At 39.7% G+C, this 16,555-nt stretch carries 17 protein-coding genes, 1 other RNA gene and 1 pseudogene; 3 read left to right on the forward strand and 16 right to left on the reverse strand.

Going from position 1 to position 16,555, the window contains the following annotated elements; all coding sequences use genetic code 11:
* Positions 1 to 2: 2 nt before the first annotated feature.
* The 4 genes from ADH51_RS01040 to ADH51_RS01050 all read right to left on the reverse strand — a co-directional run bounded on the left by ADH51_RS01040 (position 3) and on the right by ADH51_RS01050 (position 2,660).
* Positions 3 to 1,169, reverse strand: coding sequence for a THUMP domain-containing class I SAM-dependent RNA methyltransferase (locus ADH51_RS01040; protein WP_048673998.1), 1,167 nt, complete (start codon positions 1,167 to 1,169; stop codon positions 3 to 5).
* A gap of 152 nt (positions 1,170 to 1,321) precedes the next feature.
* An RNA gene (rnpB, locus tag ADH51_RS09680) (RNase P RNA component class B) lies at positions 1,322 to 1,689 on the reverse strand.
* Between the two features lie 14 nt (positions 1,690 to 1,703).
* Positions 1,704 to 2,036: a cell division regulator GpsB gene (gene gpsB / locus ADH51_RS01045; protein WP_037600233.1), complete on the reverse strand. Its 333-nt coding sequence runs from the start codon at positions 2,034 to 2,036 to the stop codon at positions 1,704 to 1,706.
* A 108-nt stretch (positions 2,037 to 2,144) separates the two neighbouring features.
* A complete protein-coding gene (locus tag ADH51_RS01050; RefSeq protein ID WP_048673912.1) occupies positions 2,145 to 2,660 on the reverse strand; it encodes a DUF1273 domain-containing protein in 516 nt (171 codons plus the stop codon).
* Positions 2,661 to 2,736: 76 nt separating this feature from the next.
* Here ADH51_RS01050 and recU point away from each other — a divergent pair, with 76 nt between their 5' ends.
* Positions 2,737 to 3,333: a Holliday junction resolvase RecU gene (recU, locus tag ADH51_RS01055; RefSeq protein WP_048673914.1), complete on the forward strand. Its 597-nt coding sequence runs from the start codon at positions 2,737 to 2,739 to the stop codon at positions 3,331 to 3,333.
* Positions 3,333 to 5,627 (forward strand): penicillin-binding protein PBP1A, encoded by a 2,295-nt coding sequence (pbp1a, locus tag ADH51_RS01060; protein WP_048673916.1) that lies wholly within the window; start codon positions 3,333 to 3,335, stop codon positions 5,625 to 5,627. Before recU ends, pbp1a begins: the two co-directional genes overlap by 1 nt.
* Before the next feature lie 103 nt (positions 5,628 to 5,730).
* Here pbp1a and pepC read toward each other — a convergent pair whose 3' ends face one another.
* From pepC to ADH51_RS01115, 11 genes are all read right to left on the reverse strand, one after another.
* Positions 5,731 to 7,068 (reverse strand): aminopeptidase C, encoded by a 1,338-nt coding sequence (gene pepC, locus ADH51_RS01065; RefSeq protein ID WP_048673918.1) that lies wholly within the window; start codon positions 7,066 to 7,068, stop codon positions 5,731 to 5,733.
* 101 nt (positions 7,069 to 7,169) lie between these two features.
* On the reverse strand, positions 7,170 to 7,613 hold the full coding sequence (locus tag ADH51_RS01070; protein ID WP_048673920.1) for a DUF805 domain-containing protein: 444 nt from the start codon (positions 7,611 to 7,613) through the stop codon (positions 7,170 to 7,172).
* A gap of 15 nt (positions 7,614 to 7,628) precedes the next feature.
* The gene (gene nadE / locus ADH51_RS01075) at positions 7,629 to 8,450 is read right to left on the reverse strand and encodes an ammonia-dependent NAD(+) synthetase (protein WP_048673922.1); all 822 of its coding nucleotides are present in this window, start codon (positions 8,448 to 8,450) and stop codon (positions 7,629 to 7,631) included.
* A gap of 11 nt (positions 8,451 to 8,461) precedes the next feature.
* Complete coding sequence (locus ADH51_RS01080) at positions 8,462 to 9,916, reverse strand: nicotinate phosphoribosyltransferase (RefSeq protein ID WP_048673924.1); 1,455 nt, start codon at positions 9,914 to 9,916, stop codon at positions 8,462 to 8,464.
* Positions 9,917 to 10,100: 184 nt separating this feature from the next.
* The gene (locus tag ADH51_RS01085) at positions 10,101 to 11,402 is read right to left on the reverse strand and encodes an ABC transporter permease (protein ID WP_082160343.1); all 1,302 of its coding nucleotides are present in this window, start codon (positions 11,400 to 11,402) and stop codon (positions 10,101 to 10,103) included.
* Positions 11,371 to 12,054: an ABC transporter ATP-binding protein gene (locus ADH51_RS01090; protein WP_048673926.1), complete on the reverse strand. Its 684-nt coding sequence runs from the start codon at positions 12,052 to 12,054 to the stop codon at positions 11,371 to 11,373. The genes ADH51_RS01085 and ADH51_RS01090 overlap by 32 nt, the downstream gene beginning before the upstream one ends.
* A 211-nt stretch (positions 12,055 to 12,265) precedes the next feature.
* Positions 12,266 to 12,976, reverse strand: a complete 711-nt coding sequence (locus ADH51_RS01095) for a MerR family transcriptional regulator (protein ID WP_048673928.1) — start codon at positions 12,974 to 12,976, stop codon at positions 12,266 to 12,268.
* 90 nt (positions 12,977 to 13,066) lie between these two features.
* On the reverse strand, positions 13,067 to 13,492 hold the full coding sequence (locus tag ADH51_RS01100) for a DUF3021 domain-containing protein (protein WP_048673929.1): 426 nt from the start codon (positions 13,490 to 13,492) through the stop codon (positions 13,067 to 13,069).
* Between the two features lie 9 nt (positions 13,493 to 13,501).
* Positions 13,502 to 13,957 (reverse strand): LytTR family DNA-binding domain-containing protein, encoded by a 456-nt coding sequence (locus tag ADH51_RS01105; RefSeq protein ID WP_002886486.1) that lies wholly within the window; start codon positions 13,955 to 13,957, stop codon positions 13,502 to 13,504.
* A gap of 18 nt (positions 13,958 to 13,975) precedes the next feature.
* On the reverse strand, positions 13,976 to 14,818 hold the full coding sequence (locus ADH51_RS01110) for an ABC transporter permease (RefSeq protein WP_048673931.1): 843 nt from the start codon (positions 14,816 to 14,818) through the stop codon (positions 13,976 to 13,978).
* Positions 14,818 to 15,684 carry an ABC transporter ATP-binding protein gene (locus tag ADH51_RS01115; RefSeq protein WP_048673933.1) on the reverse strand — a complete coding sequence of 289 codons (867 nt, stop codon included), beginning with the start codon at positions 15,682 to 15,684 and terminating at the stop codon, positions 14,818 to 14,820. Before ADH51_RS01115 ends, ADH51_RS01110 begins: the two co-directional genes overlap by 1 nt.
* A gap of 100 nt (positions 15,685 to 15,784) precedes the next feature.
* Here ADH51_RS01115 and ADH51_RS10290 point away from each other — a divergent pair.
* A pseudogene (locus ADH51_RS10290) lies at positions 15,785 to 15,937 on the forward strand (GTP cyclohydrolase); the annotation flags it as partial.
* Positions 15,938 to 16,030: 93 nt separating this feature from the next.
* On the opposite strand, the gene ADH51_RS01120 reads toward ADH51_RS10290, so the two are convergent.
* A complete protein-coding gene (locus ADH51_RS01120) occupies positions 16,031 to 16,444 on the reverse strand; it encodes a YjdF family protein (RefSeq protein ID WP_022496572.1) in 414 nt (137 codons plus the stop codon).
* Positions 16,445 to 16,555: the final 111 nt, after the last annotated feature.

A 16,555-nucleotide genomic window follows, 5' to 3' on the forward strand; every position in this document is an offset into this window, starting at 1 on the left:
GTTTAATTTACCTTTCTAGCCTCAGAACGGCGAACACGCTCACCAAAATATTGATACAAATCAACACGGAGTGTCCCGTTATAAAGCTTACGTTTTTTATCGGCTTTCATACCGTATTTGCTTTCAAATTGTTCATCGCTGGTCAAGATAAACTTGCTCCAAGTTTTAAGTGGCGCAAAAGTTTGACCCATTTCATTATACAAGATATCCACAGCCTTGTCATCCAACAAACGCTCACCATAAGGAGGGTTTGAAATAATGACACCATTGATTTTATCTGTTTTCAGGTCCTGTAAACGCATTTGTTTCAATTTAATAACATCTTCAAGACCTGCCTCACGAGCATTGGCTTTTGCAATCTCAACCATACGGCCATCAATATCACAACCCATAATATCTAATTCAATATCATAATTCGCCTTGCTATCTGCTTCATCACGTACCGACTGTACTAAATCTTTATCCACCCAATTCCATGCTTCAAAGGCAAAATCACGATTAAATCCTGGCGCAATATTCATACCAATCATTGCAGCCTCAATACAGAAGGTCCCTGAACCACAAGTTGGATCAATCAACGGTTTATCCGGATACCAGTTACTAAGTTCAAGGATAGCAGCCGCCATATTTTCCTTAATAGGTGCCCCACCTTTATCAGTACGATAGCCACGCTTAAAGAGACTAGCACCTGTGGTATCAATCAAAACTGTAGCCTTATCCTTTAAAATAGAAACTTCAATCTTAAATTCTGCTCCTGTTTCTTGAAGAGGCACTCCTTCTGGACGGTGGAAATACTTCTGCAATTTCTTAACGACAGCTTTTTTGGAAATCGCCTGAACAGATGGCTCATTATGAAGCTTTGATTTAACACATTTAGCTTTAGAAATTGGAAACTTTGCACCTAGCGGAAGATAATTTTCCCAGTCTAAGGCAAAAACTCCCTGAAAGAGTTCCTCAAAGGTACGTGCTGGAAATTCACCCACTACAATCTTGATACGGTCTGCTGCTCTCAACCAAAGGTTAGTTTCAGCTATTGCACGAACATCGCCTTGGAAACGCACCTTACCATTTTCAACCTGAGTGTCATAACCTAACTCACGCAATTCACGTCCAACCACAGCCTCAAGACCCGCCGCTGCAGTTGCTACTAATGTAAATGTTTCTTTCATTGTCATCCTTTTATCTCATTGTTACGAGTACAAACTTTTTTAACTGATGGCTTATTTTTCCACTCTTTTCTTTAGAAGATATAGTTGTAAAAGAGAGAATTCTTGCTAAAAGAAGGCTGAGACATGTGTCCCAGCCTCACCTATATGCAATTTTCTATAAGCCATGTTTTGTTCCAGAAGTGACTAGGTACCACTTCCTTCGATAATCATCTGTCTACTGCAAAGCAGTCAGGATGGTCCGTTCGTTTCCAGCCATCCCATGCCCCTACCAAAGTTTGGGTTGCTAGCTTGAGGGGTTTACCGCGTTCCACTTTTTAGGTTTCCCTAAAAACTCCGTCACTGTGGCACTTTCAGAGCTACTAAAACCTATCCGAAGACTTAGCCAGTTCACTCGCCGTAACTTGAAAATCAAGTCCCTAGGCTTATTAATTCACCTAGCACAAACACTACTGGCATCACAGCCAGTGCTAGCATGGACTTTCCTCATGGAAGACAAGCAACCATGCGATTATCCAAAAATTGCACAAACCAGTTTTATTCGACGATTTGTTTTCCAAAGACCTCTTTTTCCAAACGACTGACACGTTTTAAGATATCATAGTTTGAAGCCGAAGCAACATTGGCATTCGCACGTGATGGCTCACTTGTCGCACTTGCGTATGCTGGGCGACTTGCAGGAGCTGATGAAGCTTTAGCCTTAAGTTTTGCATTTTCTTCTTGCAATTCCTTAACTAGAGCAATATAGACACCGTAATCTTTGATTACATCATCTAAAAACTCATCAACTTCTTTTTTATCGTAGCCACGCATGCTTGTTTTAAATTCTTGTTCGTAGATTTTCTTGGGCGTTAAATTAATCTTAGCCATTTTTATTCTCCAATACTTGTCTTATCTAACTTACTAATACTTTACTGTCTAATATTTTTATGATACAGAAAAAAATATAAAAATGCAAGTTTAAAACTCAATTATATCCTATTCCGACATGACCTCATTGAGGTCATCAAAAGTCAGTCGAAATACGGGATAATCCCTTGCTTCTATCATCATACCGTAAAAATATTTCAGATTTGTTTCATTTTCAGGTTCATAAAATAAATAAGCCTGATCTGTATTGTCAATGAGAAACTGATTAAATTGTTTAAACTGTGCTGGAGATTGGTAAGCGGGAAAGCTATACTTGACAAAATCAACCTGCTTAAAAGCTGCTAGTTTTGTTTGATTCGCTTCATTCCAATTCTGACCATGCGTTTCAAAAGGGAAGAGGGTCGCTAACTTCAAAGGATAGTCTTTTTGAAGTTCTTTGGCTACTTCTAGTGCCCAAAATTCAAAACCGAGGTTCCCAGTAAAAATCATCCAATCCACACCATCATCCAAGAAACGCATCAAATCACGTTTGATTGCTTTCTTGATAATGGTTACTTTAGGGTCCTTGTCTTTAAAAATACCGAGTTCAAAGCTCTTATAGCCAGTTACCAGTAGTGATGTCATTTGTTGTTTTCCTCATTCATTTTATGGTATAATAAAATAGTCTTTATGCATATCTTATAAAGAAGAAGGGAAAGAAATGGTAAACTATCCCCATCAGGTATCTCGTAAGATAGCACAAGTACGTCCTAAAAAATCAAATAGAGTTGACTTTGCCAATCGGGGGATGAGCTTTGAAACTGCTATTAACGCGACTAATGATTACTATTTGTCGCGTGGTTTAGCCGTTATTCATAAAAAACCTACCCCTGTTCAAATTGTCAAAGTCGATTATCCCAAACGCTCACGGGCAAAGATTGTAGAAGCTTACTTTAGACAAGCTTCTACTACCGACTACTCCGGCGTTTACAAAGGATACTACATTGATTTTGAAGCCAAAGAGACACGACAAAAGACATCCATGCCTATGAAAAACTTTCATGCGCATCAAATTGAGCACATGTCTCAGGTCATCAGTCAAGATGGGATCTGCTTCGTGCTACTTCACTTCTCGACGCTTAAGGAAACCTACCTTCTGCCTGCCAAAGACTTAATCGCTTTTTATCAGATTGATAAAGGGACGAAATCAATGCCTCTTGATTATATCAAAAAAAGAGGCTATGCAATTGCAGAAGCAGCTTATCCTCAAGTTCCTTACTTAGAAATCATTGAAAAATTATTAGGTGGTAACACATAATGGCTAAATTTAATTTCAGCAACTTTAAAGAATCACTTAACGGTTTGACTAAACGTGCTAAAAACATCAAGGTCAAGCGCTCAGATTCTTCTCGCTATAGCAAAGGAAAACGCTCTGCCGCTTCAGACCAAAGTTTGGGCTGGCGTATTGCAAAATACGGATTTATTGGACTGCTCACTTTCTTTGTAGTCTGTGTCATCGCTGGTGGTAGCCTCTTTGCCTACTATGTTAGCAGTGTTCCTAAACTTACCGAGAACAAACTGCAATCAACAAACTCAAGTAAGATTTACGACGCTAATGGTAGTCTTATTGCCGACTTGGGAGCTGAGAAACGTGAGAGTGCATCAACAGATGAAATTCCAACAACTCTAGTTAATGCCATCACCTCTATCGAGGATAAACGTTTCTTCACTCACCGTGGGATTGACGTCTACCGTATCATGGGGGCAGCTGTTAACAACCTTCGTCGTAGCAGCACCCAAGGGGGGTCTACGCTCGACCAACAGTTGATTAAGTTGGCTTACTTCTCAACTAACACTTCTGACCAAACCCTTAAACGTAAGTCACAAGAAATCTGGTTGTCACTCCAAATGGAGCGTCAATTCACTAAACAAGAAATCTTGACCTTCTACATTAATAAGGTTTATATGGGTAATGGTTACTACGGTATGAAGACGGCAGCTAAATCTTACTTTGGTAAGGACTTGAGCGACCTCTCTGTTGCCCAAGCAGCTCTTCTTGCTGGTATTCCACAGGCACCAACACAATATGACCCTTATGCTAATCCAGATGCTGCCAAAGAACGTCGTAACACTGTTCTTGACGAAATGTATGAAGACAAGAATATTTCTAAAGAAGAGTACGAGCAAGCTAAAGCAACTGATGTATCAGATGGCCTTCTTCCACTTACGAAGAAAGCTAGCTATGAGCCATACTTAGATAACTACATCAAACAAGTTATTGAGCAGGTAGCTACTGATGCCAATGCTGATATCTACTCAGCAGGTCTCGACGTCTACACTAACCTTAATCCAGATATTCAAAAATATATCTGGAACGTCTATAATACTGATGACTATATCTACTATCCAAATGATAGTTTCCAAGTTGCTTCTACTATTATTGATGTTACTAACGGTCGTGTTGTTGCTCAATTGGGATCACGTCACCAAGACGAAAATATTGCCCTCGCTACTAACCAAGCTGTTCAAACAGACCGTGACTGGGGTTCTACAATGAAACCAATCACTGACTATGCTCCTGCTATTGAAAAAGGTGTTTATACAAACACTGGTACGACTGTTTACGATAATCCTTACAATTTCCCAGGTTCCTCAACGCCAGTTTACAACTGGGACCGTAAGTACTTTGGAAGTATCTCATTGACTTATGCGCTTCAACAATCACGTAACGTAACAGCCGTTAAAGCTCTTCAAGCTGTTGGGTTGGACTATGCCCAGTCCTTCTTGAAAGATTTAGGTATTGAGTATCCAGAAATGTTCTACTCCAATGCCATCTCATCTTCAACATCATCAGCAGATCCTAAGTATGGTGCATCAAGTGAGAAAATGGCCGCAGCCTATGCAGCCTTTGCAAATGGTGGTACTTACTATAAACCTTCTTACATTAAATCAATCAAATTTGAAGACGGTTCAACAAAATCATTTGATTCTAAAGGTGTTGAAGCCATGTCACCACAAACAGCTTACATGATGTCAAGCATGTTGAAACAAGTAATGACAGGTGGTACAGCGACTGAAGCCTATGTCCCTGGTACGTTCAACGCTGCTAAGACCGGTACATCTAACTATGGTGACGATGAATACTACAAGGTACAAAAAGAAAGTGGCGTCTACGCTTACCTTATGGTTCCAGATGAAACTTTCGTTGGTTACAATACCAAGTATTCTATGGCGATTTGGACAGGTTATAAAAATCGTAAAACACCACTTCATGATTCAGACCTTGATATCGCTAAACAAATCTATGGTGTAACAAGTAGCTACCTTAACCAGATGTATGGTGCGGGTTCTGAAGATTTCGATATGCCTAGCGGTGTTTATAATAATGGTAGCTATGTCTTCCTTACTGGTTCTTCAACATCAAATGTTTACACAGGATCACTTGGAACATCTAGCTCATCATCAAGTTTAGACTCAAGCCAAAGCAGTGACTCATCAAGTTCACAAGATAGTCAACAGTACGGTCCTGATGCTTCAACAAATCCATCGACATCGGCCTCTTCTAATGGCTCTGAACATTCAAATTCAAACACTGCTACAGCAGAAGAATAAGAAATAAAAAGGGTTATCTGATTGGATAACTCTTTTTTTACCGATAGATTTTAAAGAAACTATAAAAAACACTGGAAAATTTCCAGTGTTTTCATGTATTATCTTATTTTGAAGCAAGGGCTCCCATTGGATCCCAAGGAGCAAGTACTTGTGGCTCTGCTTCATAGGCTGCTAATTCTTCAGCTGTAAGGAAGTCTTTGCGGACAACGATTTGATAAGTGTATTCATCCATCCAGGCATCAGAAGCGACAAAGTAACCTTTTTGACCGACCTTGTCTCCCCAAGAGTTTTCAACCTTCCATTTAACAGGTCTGCCATCGGCATCCAAATCAACCCCAGTCAATACCATGGCATGAGTCATGAGAGATTCGCTGTAGTCCAAACGTCCTGCCTTGTCTTGAGTCAAGTTAATATCCATGCTAGCTGTAAAATCGTAAACATTAGTTGCAAGAATACCTTTTTGGCGGTCTGAAACTTGACCAACATCTGAACCAAACCAAACAGTCTCTCCAGCCTTCATCTGTGCAATGGCAAGCTCTTTGAAACGATCCATTGGGAGGTTAATATAACGCACACTTGGCGCACCTACAACATTACCCAACATCTCAACAGTATAAGATTTTCCGTAAGGTTTATCAGCTGTTGGAGCGTTGATAACTGACACATAATCACTAAGTTTAAGAGCCACATATTTTTCAAAGAAAGCTTGTGGTGTGATATTTTTCTCAGATTGATAGTTGTCATCTTTATCTCGGTAGGCAAAATCAAACTGACGTGGTGGTAAACCAAGAGTCATGGCAAGATAATTGAAAATTTCTTGAAGAAGTTCTTCCTTCTTGGCCTGAACAGCAGCTTGATCAGCACCTCCAGCAATCAAATCACGCAAGATTTGAGCATCTTGACGAAGAAGCTTATTGAGGTATTGATTAAGCTCACGACTATTGCTTGAAGCTACAGATTCTGGATAAACCGATTTTGGTACAACACCGTATTTTTCAAAAAGTGATACGACCATATCCCATTGTCCACCATCTTGTTGAGGGGTATCCAAAAGGAATTTAACCTTACGACTGCCAATCTCTTGATCTGCTGTAGCAATGATTTGTTCCAAGAACCAGTTCGATTTTTCATACTTGTCCCAGAAGAAAGTGTGAGCTTGAGAAAGTTCGAAACTTTCCAATTTAAAGTCTGAGATTAATTTGTGACGGAAAGTATTTAGTGCCGCAAACATCCAGCAACGTCCTGAAGCTTTTTGGTTAGACACCTCATCTTTAGTTAAATCGATTGAGAAAACATGGTCATTCTCAACTTCTGATTGACGTGTTTCGATGGATTTGAGCAAGCCATTGTGAGTTACAGCATTCTCAATAGCACTGTACTTGGCATTGGCCTCATAGTCTGCAAATAGTTTATCTGTGAAATCTGTTGATAGTGAAGTCATAAGATTCCTCCTTTTAAGCCTTATTCCTTTCTATTTTATCACTAATTTCTGAAAATTCAATTTAAAAATAACCCTAGGTAAAACCTAGGGTTATGACAATCTTATTCCACTTTATCAAACTGCGTTTCAGGTGCTGGTTTCGTTGGCTGACACGACATGATAAGGAGGACAATGCTTCCAATCAATGAGAAGATAGCCAAGATTGGTACAAGCCCTATATAACTTAGAAGTACCCAAGCCGGATGAAATCCTGCATCTCTCAAAGGACGTATTTGTAGAGACAATTGAGGGATAAGTTCAATTAAGCTAAAAAGCATTAGTGGCCAAGCGTAGGTGATAATTATTTTTTGCAGTTCAGTCGGATTATTCAACAAAGCTGGGTCACTAAGATCAACATTACTGAAGAAAGGAATAAGAACACAAAAAACAGTAAGAATAGTAATAATAATGACATTAACCAAGTAAGCCCACCAGTAGTCTGGACGAGTTGAACGGCCTCTAAAGTCAAAGGCACGCTTCCAAAAATCAATATAAGCTTTAATCATAACTCATTTCTCCTCTTATTTCCAAAAATCATCAAAAATGGTGATCGGCAAGTGACGTTTGTGTTGACCTTTACGCCACCAAGACTCAATCGTTTCCTGAGCTTTGGCTGAGACTTCCTTGCCTTCAAGGTAGTCATCAATTTCACGATAGGTCACTCCAAGTGCCACTTCATCAGCGATTCCTGGTTTGTCCTCTTCCAAGTCAGCTGTTGGCACTTTTTCATAAAGGGCCTTGTCCGCACCAAGTTCTGCAAGAAGGGCTGCACCTTGACGTTTGTTTAGACGAAAGAGTGGCAAGATATCAGCACCACCATCACCAAATTTTGTGAAGAAGCCTGTAAGGTTTTCAGCGGCATGGTCTGTCCCAATAACTGCCCCACTATTTTCACCAGCAACCGCATATTGGGTAATCATACGTTGGCGGGCCTTGATATTTCCCTTATTGAAGTCAGAAACGGTGACACCTGCCTTGGCAAGTTCAGCAACCTGACCATCAACAGCTTCTTTGATATTAACCGCAAGACTCACATCCGGCTTGATAAAAGTAAGAGCACGTTGGGCATCATCTTCATCTGCTTGGACACCGTACGGTAAACGAATGGCGATAAACTGATAGTCTTTTCCTGTCTCTGCACGGAGCTCTTCAACTGCAAGTTGTGCCAGTCGGCCAGCCAATGTAGAATCTTGACCTCCTGAAATCCCCAAAACATATGTTTTAAGGAATGGATGTTTGAGCATATAGGCCTTCAAAAAATCAATGGATTTTCGAATCTCTTCCTTTGGATCAATGCTAGGTTTAACACCTAGTTGAGCAATAATAGTTTCTTGCAAAGTCATAATTTCTCCTTTTACTCTGACAAGTCATGGGCTTTCTTACGGACATTATCAATCAAGGTCATCTTGTTATCCCAGACATCTTTAGCCAAGTCAACTGGATAATCTTGAGGGTTAAGCACACGCTTGTACTCATTCCAAAGTTCGTCCAATTCCTTAGTCGCATAAGCCTTGATTTCATCAAGACTTGGTAAGTCATAGATCAGTTGCCCCTTGTCGTAGATTGGGACCAAGAGTGGCACTGCATCAAAATCACGAACAGTCTTATTGATGTAGGTATATGTTGGGTGGAACATATTAATTTCATCTAAAGCATTAACATCCGTATCTGCGAAAGTGATATAGTCACCTTCTGATTTGCCCTTAGCACGACTCGTAATACGCCACACTTGTTTCTTACCTGGTGTCGAAACCTTCTCAGCATTATTGGACAATTTGATAGTATCATGCATGACTCCCTGATCATCTTCCATTGAGACAATCTTGTAGACAGCCCCTAAGGCCGGTTGGTCATAGGCAGTGATGAGCTTAGTACCTACTCCCCAAACATCAATCTTGGCCTTCTGCATCTTCAAGTTAAGGATAGTATTTTCATCAAGGTCGTTTGAAGCGTAAATCTTAGCATCAGGGAAACCAGCTGCATCCAGTTGCTTACGGACCTGCTTCGATAGATAAGCCAAGTCACCTGAATCAAGACGAACACCCAAGAAATTAATCTTATCACCTAGCTCTTTAGCAACACGGATAGCATTCGGAACACCAATCTTAAGGGTGTCATAGGTATCTACAAGGAATACACAGTCCTTATGAGTAGATGCATAGGCTTTAAAAGCGTCATAATCATTGCCATAGGCTTGAACAAGAGCATGGGCATGAGTACCAGAAACTGGGATTCCAAAAATCTTGCCAGCACGTACATTTGACGTTGCATCAGCACCACCAATCACGGCTGCACGTGTTCCCCAGATTGCTGCATCCATCTCTTGTGCACGACGTGTCCCAAATTCCAACAGAGGAGCATCCTCAATGACAGAACGAATACGAGCTGCCTTTGTCGCAATAAGAATTTGGTAATTGAGGATATTTAGCAAGGCAGTCTCTATAAGCTGACACTGGGCCAAGGGACCTTCCACTTGGAAAATCGGTTCATTAGCAAATACCAAATCACCCTCAAGGGCCGAATTGATAGTCAACTCGAATTTTAGGTTGGCTAGATAGTCCAGAAAATCCTCAGGATAACCTAAATCTTTTAGATAAGCAATATCAGTTTCTGAGAAGGTCAGATTTTCAAGATAGTTGACAATACGCTCCAGACCTGCGAATACAGCAAAGCCATTTTTAAACGGAAGTTGACGGAAATAAACTTCAAAAACGGCCTTTTTATTGTGAATACCTTGGTTAAAGTAAACCTGCATCATATTGATTTGATACAAGTCAGTGTGCAAGGTTAAACTATCATCTTTATACATGGAACTCCTCCAATCGAATAGGTACTTCTTTTTTTGTTATTAATAGCCTGTATATGCTGACTATTATAGCATTTTTGAGCAATTGTCTCCACTTTTCAGAAAGTTAATTATTGTTTGGATTTTCAGATTTTTCTAATGCTTGTTTTGACAAAAAAGAGTAGCCTGAGGAGACTACTCTTTATTTCTATTCATACCTTAGAGACTCGACAGGGTCCATTTTACTGATTTTACGGGCTGGAAGGTAGGCTGACACATAGCCCATCAAGAGTGAGAAACCAAACATGATGAGAATTGATGTCAGATTTAGGTCAAACACCTTGCTGACACTTGGGTAGAGATGTGAAACAATCATGTTGGCCAAGCTTCCAATTCCCTGCGATGCAAGGAGAGCAAGAGCTAGTGAGATACCCGTAATCCAGAGGGCCTCATAAACAAAGATAGCTTTCACGTCACGATTAAGGTAACCGACGGCCTTCATAACACCAATCTCTTTTGAGCGTTGCATGATGTTAATATAGATGATAATTCCAATCATGACAGCTGAAACTAGGATAGCTTGTGACGAAAGGATAATCAAGAGTGCTTGGATCACACGGATGAATTTAATAATGACATCTAGGATGGCCTGCTGTGAAAGAACCAGATACTTCTTGTTTTTCTGCAATTTTTTAGTGACTTCCTTAGTCTTGGCTGGATCCTTGAGCTCCAAAAGCATGTAAGAGACTGTTTTGGTAAAGCCATTTTCTTTAAGCAATTCTTCCAATTGTTTGGCTGGCATATAGCTATTGCTCTCTTCAGCATCCTCGCTGTCATCAACAATACGGACAATCTTAGTCTTGATATCTGCTACTTTAGTTCCATCAGCAGTATTTTCAACAATCTGAGCTGAAATTTCTTTACCGATAAAGTCTTTAGCCTTGAGCTTCTTCCCTGTTTCTTGGTTGTAGCGTTTGACAAAACTCATCGGAAAGGTTAAGCCATTTTCATCTTCAGATTTAAAAGGTTTCCCAGCTGAAATTTTATCCTTATCATTGCGAGATGTAGAGATTTTTGTGTTCTTGTAAAGACTGATAACCTGAGAATAGTTAGGAAGGTCCTTACTGAAATCCATGGTCTTGCCATCAAGGGTAAGACTTGCCATGTTCATTCCAAAGGGACTCTCCAAATACTTAATGTCATCACTCTTAATCTGATTACGAATAAACTTCTCATCATCCGCATTTAGAACCCCTCTGGCTGCTGATTTAGCACTAAGACTGATCTGAATTTGGGATGGAATGTTGCCACCATCGGTACTGTCATTAATCATACCAACAATAGCATTTCCCAAACCAAAGGAAATCAAGACACCGATAAAACCAATGGAAGTTGCCGTCGCAATCAAAAGATTACGCCACTTACGTTCCATAAAGTTGTTCAATGACAATTTGAGTTTATTCTTGAGGGTCAACCCCTTATTTTTCGATTGTTTCAACGACTTCACCATCCTTCATTTTAATGACAACATCCGCATAATCCGCCACTTCAGGGTTATGGGTTACAATAATCACAGTTTTACCTGCCTCAGCTAGCTCTTTAAAAATTTCGAGAACATTTTCCTGAGACTGAGAATCAAGAGAACCTGTCGGTTCATCAGCCACAATCATTTCCGGATTATTGACTAGGGCACGGGCAATGGCCACACGTTGTTTTTGCCCACCAGAAAGCTGCTTAACATTTTTCTTGATAAAGTCTCCGATTCCAAGACGGCTAAGCTCCCTTTCCGCAATCTCGGCCATCTCTTTATCAGTCATATTTTTAACGTAAAGAGGCATCTTGACATTTTCAAGGACTGATTGATGAGAGATAAGATTGAAATTTTGAAAGACAAAGCCAATGTGAGCCTTTCTAAAATAGGTCAAGTCACGCTCTGAAAAATCTCGCATGTTTTGATTTTTGAAATAAAGATTTCCTTGATACTGACTATCCAAGCCACTAATAATACTAAGCAGACTGGTCTTACCACAGCCAGATGGACCGTAGATAGCAGTGATCTTTCCTGGTGCAATCTCAAGCGTAACATTATTCAAAGCGCGCTCTTGATTCGTACCGTCGAGATTATAGTACTTTGAGATGTGGTCGATGGTTAAAATGGACATGATTTCCTCCGTAAATTTGATTTAGATTAGAATTCGATTAACTTTCCTCCACTTATCTGCAAGAAAATTTCAAGCAAAATAGCAGAAACACTTAACTAATCGCCTTCTAAAACGATATATTAATTATAAGCATTAAATGATTATAAAAATAGTGACATAAATGTCACTATGGCATGAAAAAAGCCAAAGTCCCTAAGACTTTGGCTTTAGTTTATTGACAATAAATACGAATAGCTTCTGCGAGAAAAGTGGCAGTCCCTGCTCCTCCAACTTTATCAATAAAACTAGAAAAGCGATTATCTGTTTGATACATCTGACCTAGACCAGCTAATACCGTTTGGTCACATGGATAAAAATGCTGACTAATATAATCTTGTAACGCCTTTACTTGCTCCTGAACACTATCATCACCAGGTTTATACTCCTTGAGCTGTCCAAAGGTAGACATGATTGCAGTCATCTCCTTTGTAACTTCAGGGAAGGACTCCTCTTCCTTAGCCGCAAAAGCTTGATAAGCTTCTGTCTGACCCCATCTAGCCTGAGCTTCTTCCTGAAAGGCTTTCACAGCTTTTTGATCAAATGCTTCAAATGACATTTCTTCTTCCTCCATTTGTAAGGCCTTGGCATGAGCTATGACGGCTTCCAACCGGGACTTTTTCAGCTCTAAGAGCTTAATCTGATCCCTAAGCGCTTGAACTTTGTCATAACCTGGTTGACCTACGATTTCCTTAATTTTTTTGAGAGGAAAGTCTAACTCACGGTAAAGCAATATTTCCTGCAAACGGACAACCGCATCGCGATTATAGTAACGGTAACCATTTTCAGCCACAACTGACGGTTTCAGCAAATCAATTTCGTCATAATAATGAAGGGTGCGCACACTGACACCTGATAGTTGGCTCACTTCTTTTACAGATTTCATTAGAACTCCTCTCTGATTAAGAGTATAGGCTATGACGTGGCGTGAGGGTCAAGGGGAAAAAGAGTTTTTTTTGAAGTTTACTATAATTTCTTACTTTTCTTTATTTTTCTGGTTTCGACGATGTATTAGGGCTTGATTAATACGTTGTGTTCTCATATGCATTTGCCAAATAAGATAGAGCCAGATAATACTATAAACAAAAATGAAGACAATCCAGATAGCAGGGTTCGTTAAAGCCTCATACCAGCCTGATATTAAACAAGTCCCTATCAGTACAATCGCCGTCAACAAGAAATGCAAGATTATTCGAAGCCTATACGATATGCGGTCAAGCTCTTCCAAAATCCACGAGAGCATTCCCATCAAACCGCTCATCATAAAGAGGGCTAAAATATTTCCTACATTAACTTTGGGATAGATAAGCTGGGGAAATAATTGACCAAGTAAAAGGAATGCAAGGTAAAAGAACGATCCCGTTCTCACGCCGGATACAAAATAAGCAATTAAACGTTTCATTGGTTCCTCCTAGACCCCTAAATAATCCATCAAAGATTTGACATATTTTCGGCTGACACTAGACTTAACTCCACCTGTCATTTTAGCCATCATATTGCCAGAAAAACTATCCGATAGTGATTCCAAATGATCTATATTCATAACAGCATGACGTGATATCTGTAAAAAACTTCGACGATTGATGCGATGCTGAAAGTTTGTCAGTGTCTCTCTCATCGTATAGGTATTGTTTACAGTATAAATCGTCAACACATTCTTATCAATCTCAGCTAGGATAATGTCATCAATTTTTACCATAACCAAATGATCATCCGTTTTAATAGGAATCACCACTTGATTTACAACTGAAAATTGTTCGAGATAATCCATTACCTCTCGTGCTTGATCAGACAATCGCTCTGCTTGGATGACCACACAGGGATCCTTTGCCGAAATATCCGATTTTTCTTCAAAACGAAGTTTCATTCCTATTCCAACTCTCACTTATTTTTTCTGACTAGTTCTTTTCACTAAAATAATCCAAAGAATACTTGCTAGAAGAATACCTCCTAACACTATAAGGTAAGTATTTTCCTTTGTCAACAAACCCTGCCACTTGAGTTGAATACCCATTTTTTCTTGAAACTCTTGAAGAAGATTATCGTGACCTTTAAAGGTCTCACTTAATGTTTCTTTCATGAGTACTTGTCGATAAAGTGCAGCAATATAAGTTGCTGGGGTACATTTCATTAGTAGTTGTGCAAAATCAGGTAGAACGCCCAAAGGTACATAAGTTCCTACCAAAAAACCAGAAGCTGTCCCCACTATGGTCGCAAACTTTCCAAGACTGTCTACGGATTGGAAAAAGTAAACAAAAATGGCATTCACTAAGCTAGAAAGCAGGCTACTAAGCATCATAATTAGGAGAAGTTCGGGTAGTATGTATAATTTTGGCACTTCTCTAAAATAGCTACACATCAGCACATACATAAGGACCTGCATAGCAAAAGAAATGATGATTGCACTCGCTAGATACGAAAATGGTAACCGCCATTTCCCATGATTCGATAAATAAAGATCCTGATCTACTTGATGTTCACGGTCCTTTACCAACTGAGTCAGGGCAGCCAGACTCGTCGTTATCCCTGTCACAGCCAGCGTCCCGCTCATCAACCAATTATTTAACAAAGGACCACTATTGGGGAGCTGACTCCAAGCATCTGTTAGATTTTTTTGAAGAAAAATAATATAGAGAATAAAGGAAATCAAGGCTCCCAACAAAGAGAAGAAAACTCCTGAACGATTCCTGAAGTACAATAAAAAGTTTCGCTTTAGTAAGGCTAGCATTAGCGAACCTCCCTTCCTGTAAGTGCAATAAAGGCATCATCCATGGTCCCGGGACGAAACTCAAAATGGGCTATTCTATCTCTAACTTGTGCTAGGTAATCAATGGCTTCCCTTTCACTCTCGGGTTGAAAAACATACTCCAATTGACTTTGTTGCTCTACTGACATTCCCGAAGTTTTAAGACTTTCTATCTGCTGCATCTCCTTGAAACGAATTTTCAAGATATTTTTTGCATACTGACTCTTAATATCTAATGCCGATCCCTGAGCAATCACTTTCCCATGGTCCACAATATAAATCTGATCAGCTTCATCTGCTTCGTCAAGATAATGCGTGGTCAGTACAACGGTCATTCCCTCTTCTCTCTGCAATTGATAGAGCAAATCCCAAATAGACTTCCGAGTTTGGATATCTAAACCTGTCGTTGGCTCATCTAAGAACAGAATATCTGGTTGTGAGAGTAGAGCACGCGCAATGTCAACCCGACGCTTTTGGCCACCTGAAAGCGTCCCGTATCTCTGCTTTTGGAAAGCTGATAGGCCTAGCCGACCAATGAGATCAGACACACGATTAGGTTTCAGTCCTTTATACTGTCTGGCACGAATGGCCAGATTTTCCCTAACCGTCAGCATCTCATCTAAAACACTAGTCTGGAAGACCACACCAATTTTAGTACCGGGTTCATAGATGATTTCACCTTGCGTTGGTTGTTTCAAACCAATCAACATGGAAATCGTCGTTGATTTCCCCGCCCCATTTGGTCCTAGAATCGCATTAAACGTTCCCTTTTCAAACTGTAAGTGAATATTGTTTACGGCTAAATGATTTCCATACCGTTTACTTATGTTTTTAGCTTGTAATATCATTTTTCTCTCCTTTTAACAGTATCAGTCTAGCAAAAAAGCCGTTTAAAAAACGGCTTTTGGGGATAAGTGGTCAAAATGAGAGTCTAAGTGGCGAGATGGAAGAGCTAAAAATCAGGAAGCTGTTCAAGAAATCATTACACACGATCCATTCTATCAAAATGAGATTGCCCAATATGATGTCATTGAATTTGAGGCAAGTAAGTATTGTCCTGAATTTAAAACTATCATCGGTAAACCTTTTGGCGATAAGTAACTAGATTTGGAAACAGTTAAAATCTATTCTTCAATACTAGTAAAACAGCTCCTTTCTATTTAGAAAAGAGCTGTTTCTTTAAAGAGAAACACATTAATGTCCTTTATGCTTGTCTCTTCGTTTTTGCTGTTTGCGTTCAAATTTCTCTTGTTTGAGCAATTGCTTTTGGACACTAGATTGATGTTTTGAAATCTTTTTCCTTTCCTCGTACTGCAACTGCAATAGTTCTTTCGACTTGGAAGAAACTTTCTGATTTACTTGTTTCTTCACAGCTCGCTGTAATCGTTTAGGATTCTTAATTTTTACATGTTGCTTAGCTGTAGTCTCTGGACTAAAAGATAATTGGGTAAACTGAGTCTGTAAAATCTCTAGAATTTCATCATCTTTTGGCTCCTGACCAAATGTCACACGACAAACTTGATAAGATTCTCGATACACTTGTTCGAACAAACCATGCCAAAATCCATCTTCAAAATAAACTGTCAATCCAATTGAAATTGTTTCCACGACAGCACCTCCTTAACTCTATCCCTAAGAATGGACAACCAAGGAGGAAGGTTACTGATAGGCTTGCCTACGTCTGGACTACCAACCAGAACTGTGTTTTTATCTTAGTTG

Origin of the sequence: Streptococcus sp. 449_SSPC, assembly GCF_001073005.1 — a bacterium.
Lineage (GTDB): Bacteria > Bacillota > Bacilli > Lactobacillales > Streptococcaceae > Streptococcus > Streptococcus salivarius_F.

Excerpts from the sequence above, each read along its gene's own strand:
- ADH51_RS01040 (WP_048673998.1), bottom strand. The coding sequence starts at position 1,169 with ATGAAAGAAACATTTACATTAGTAGCAACTGCAGCGGCGGGTCTTGAG.
- gpsB (WP_037600233.1), bottom strand. The coding sequence starts at position 2,036 with ATGGCTAAGATTAATTTAACGCCCAAGAAAATCTACGAACAAGAATTT.
- ADH51_RS01050 (WP_048673912.1), bottom strand. The coding sequence starts at position 2,660 with ATGACATCACTACTGGTAACTGGCTATAAGAGCTTTGAACTCGGTATT.
- recU (WP_048673914.1), top strand. The coding sequence starts at position 2,737 with ATGGTAAACTATCCCCATCAGGTATCTCGTAAGATAGCACAAGTACGT.
- pbp1a (WP_048673916.1), top strand. The coding sequence starts at position 3,333 with ATGGCTAAATTTAATTTCAGCAACTTTAAAGAATCACTTAACGGTTTG.
- pepC (WP_048673918.1), bottom strand. The coding sequence starts at position 7,068 with ATGACTTCACTATCAACAGATTTCACAGATAAACTATTTGCAGACTAT.
- ADH51_RS01070 (WP_048673920.1), bottom strand. The coding sequence starts at position 7,613 with ATGATTAAAGCTTATATTGATTTTTGGAAGCGTGCCTTTGACTTTAGA.
- nadE (WP_048673922.1), bottom strand. The coding sequence starts at position 8,450 with ATGACTTTGCAAGAAACTATTATTGCTCAACTAGGTGTTAAACCTAGC.
- ADH51_RS01080 (WP_048673924.1), bottom strand. The coding sequence starts at position 9,916 with ATGTATAAAGATGATAGTTTAACCTTGCACACTGACTTGTATCAAATC.
- ADH51_RS01085 (WP_082160343.1), bottom strand. The coding sequence starts at position 11,402 with ATGGTGAAGTCGTTGAAACAATCGAAAAATAAGGGGTTGACCCTCAAG.
- ADH51_RS01090 (WP_048673926.1), bottom strand. The coding sequence starts at position 12,054 with ATGTCCATTTTAACCATCGACCACATCTCAAAGTACTATAATCTCGAC.
- ADH51_RS01095 (WP_048673928.1), bottom strand. The coding sequence starts at position 12,976 with ATGAAATCTGTAAAAGAAGTGAGCCAACTATCAGGTGTCAGTGTGCGC.
- ADH51_RS01100 (WP_048673929.1), bottom strand. The coding sequence starts at position 13,492 with ATGAAACGTTTAATTGCTTATTTTGTATCCGGCGTGAGAACGGGATCG.
- ADH51_RS01105 (WP_002886486.1), bottom strand. The coding sequence starts at position 13,957 with ATGAAACTTCGTTTTGAAGAAAAATCGGATATTTCGGCAAAGGATCCC.
- ADH51_RS01110 (WP_048673931.1), bottom strand. The coding sequence starts at position 14,818 with ATGCTAGCCTTACTAAAGCGAAACTTTTTATTGTACTTCAGGAATCGT.
- ADH51_RS01115 (WP_048673933.1), bottom strand. The coding sequence starts at position 15,684 with ATGATATTACAAGCTAAAAACATAAGTAAACGGTATGGAAATCATTTA.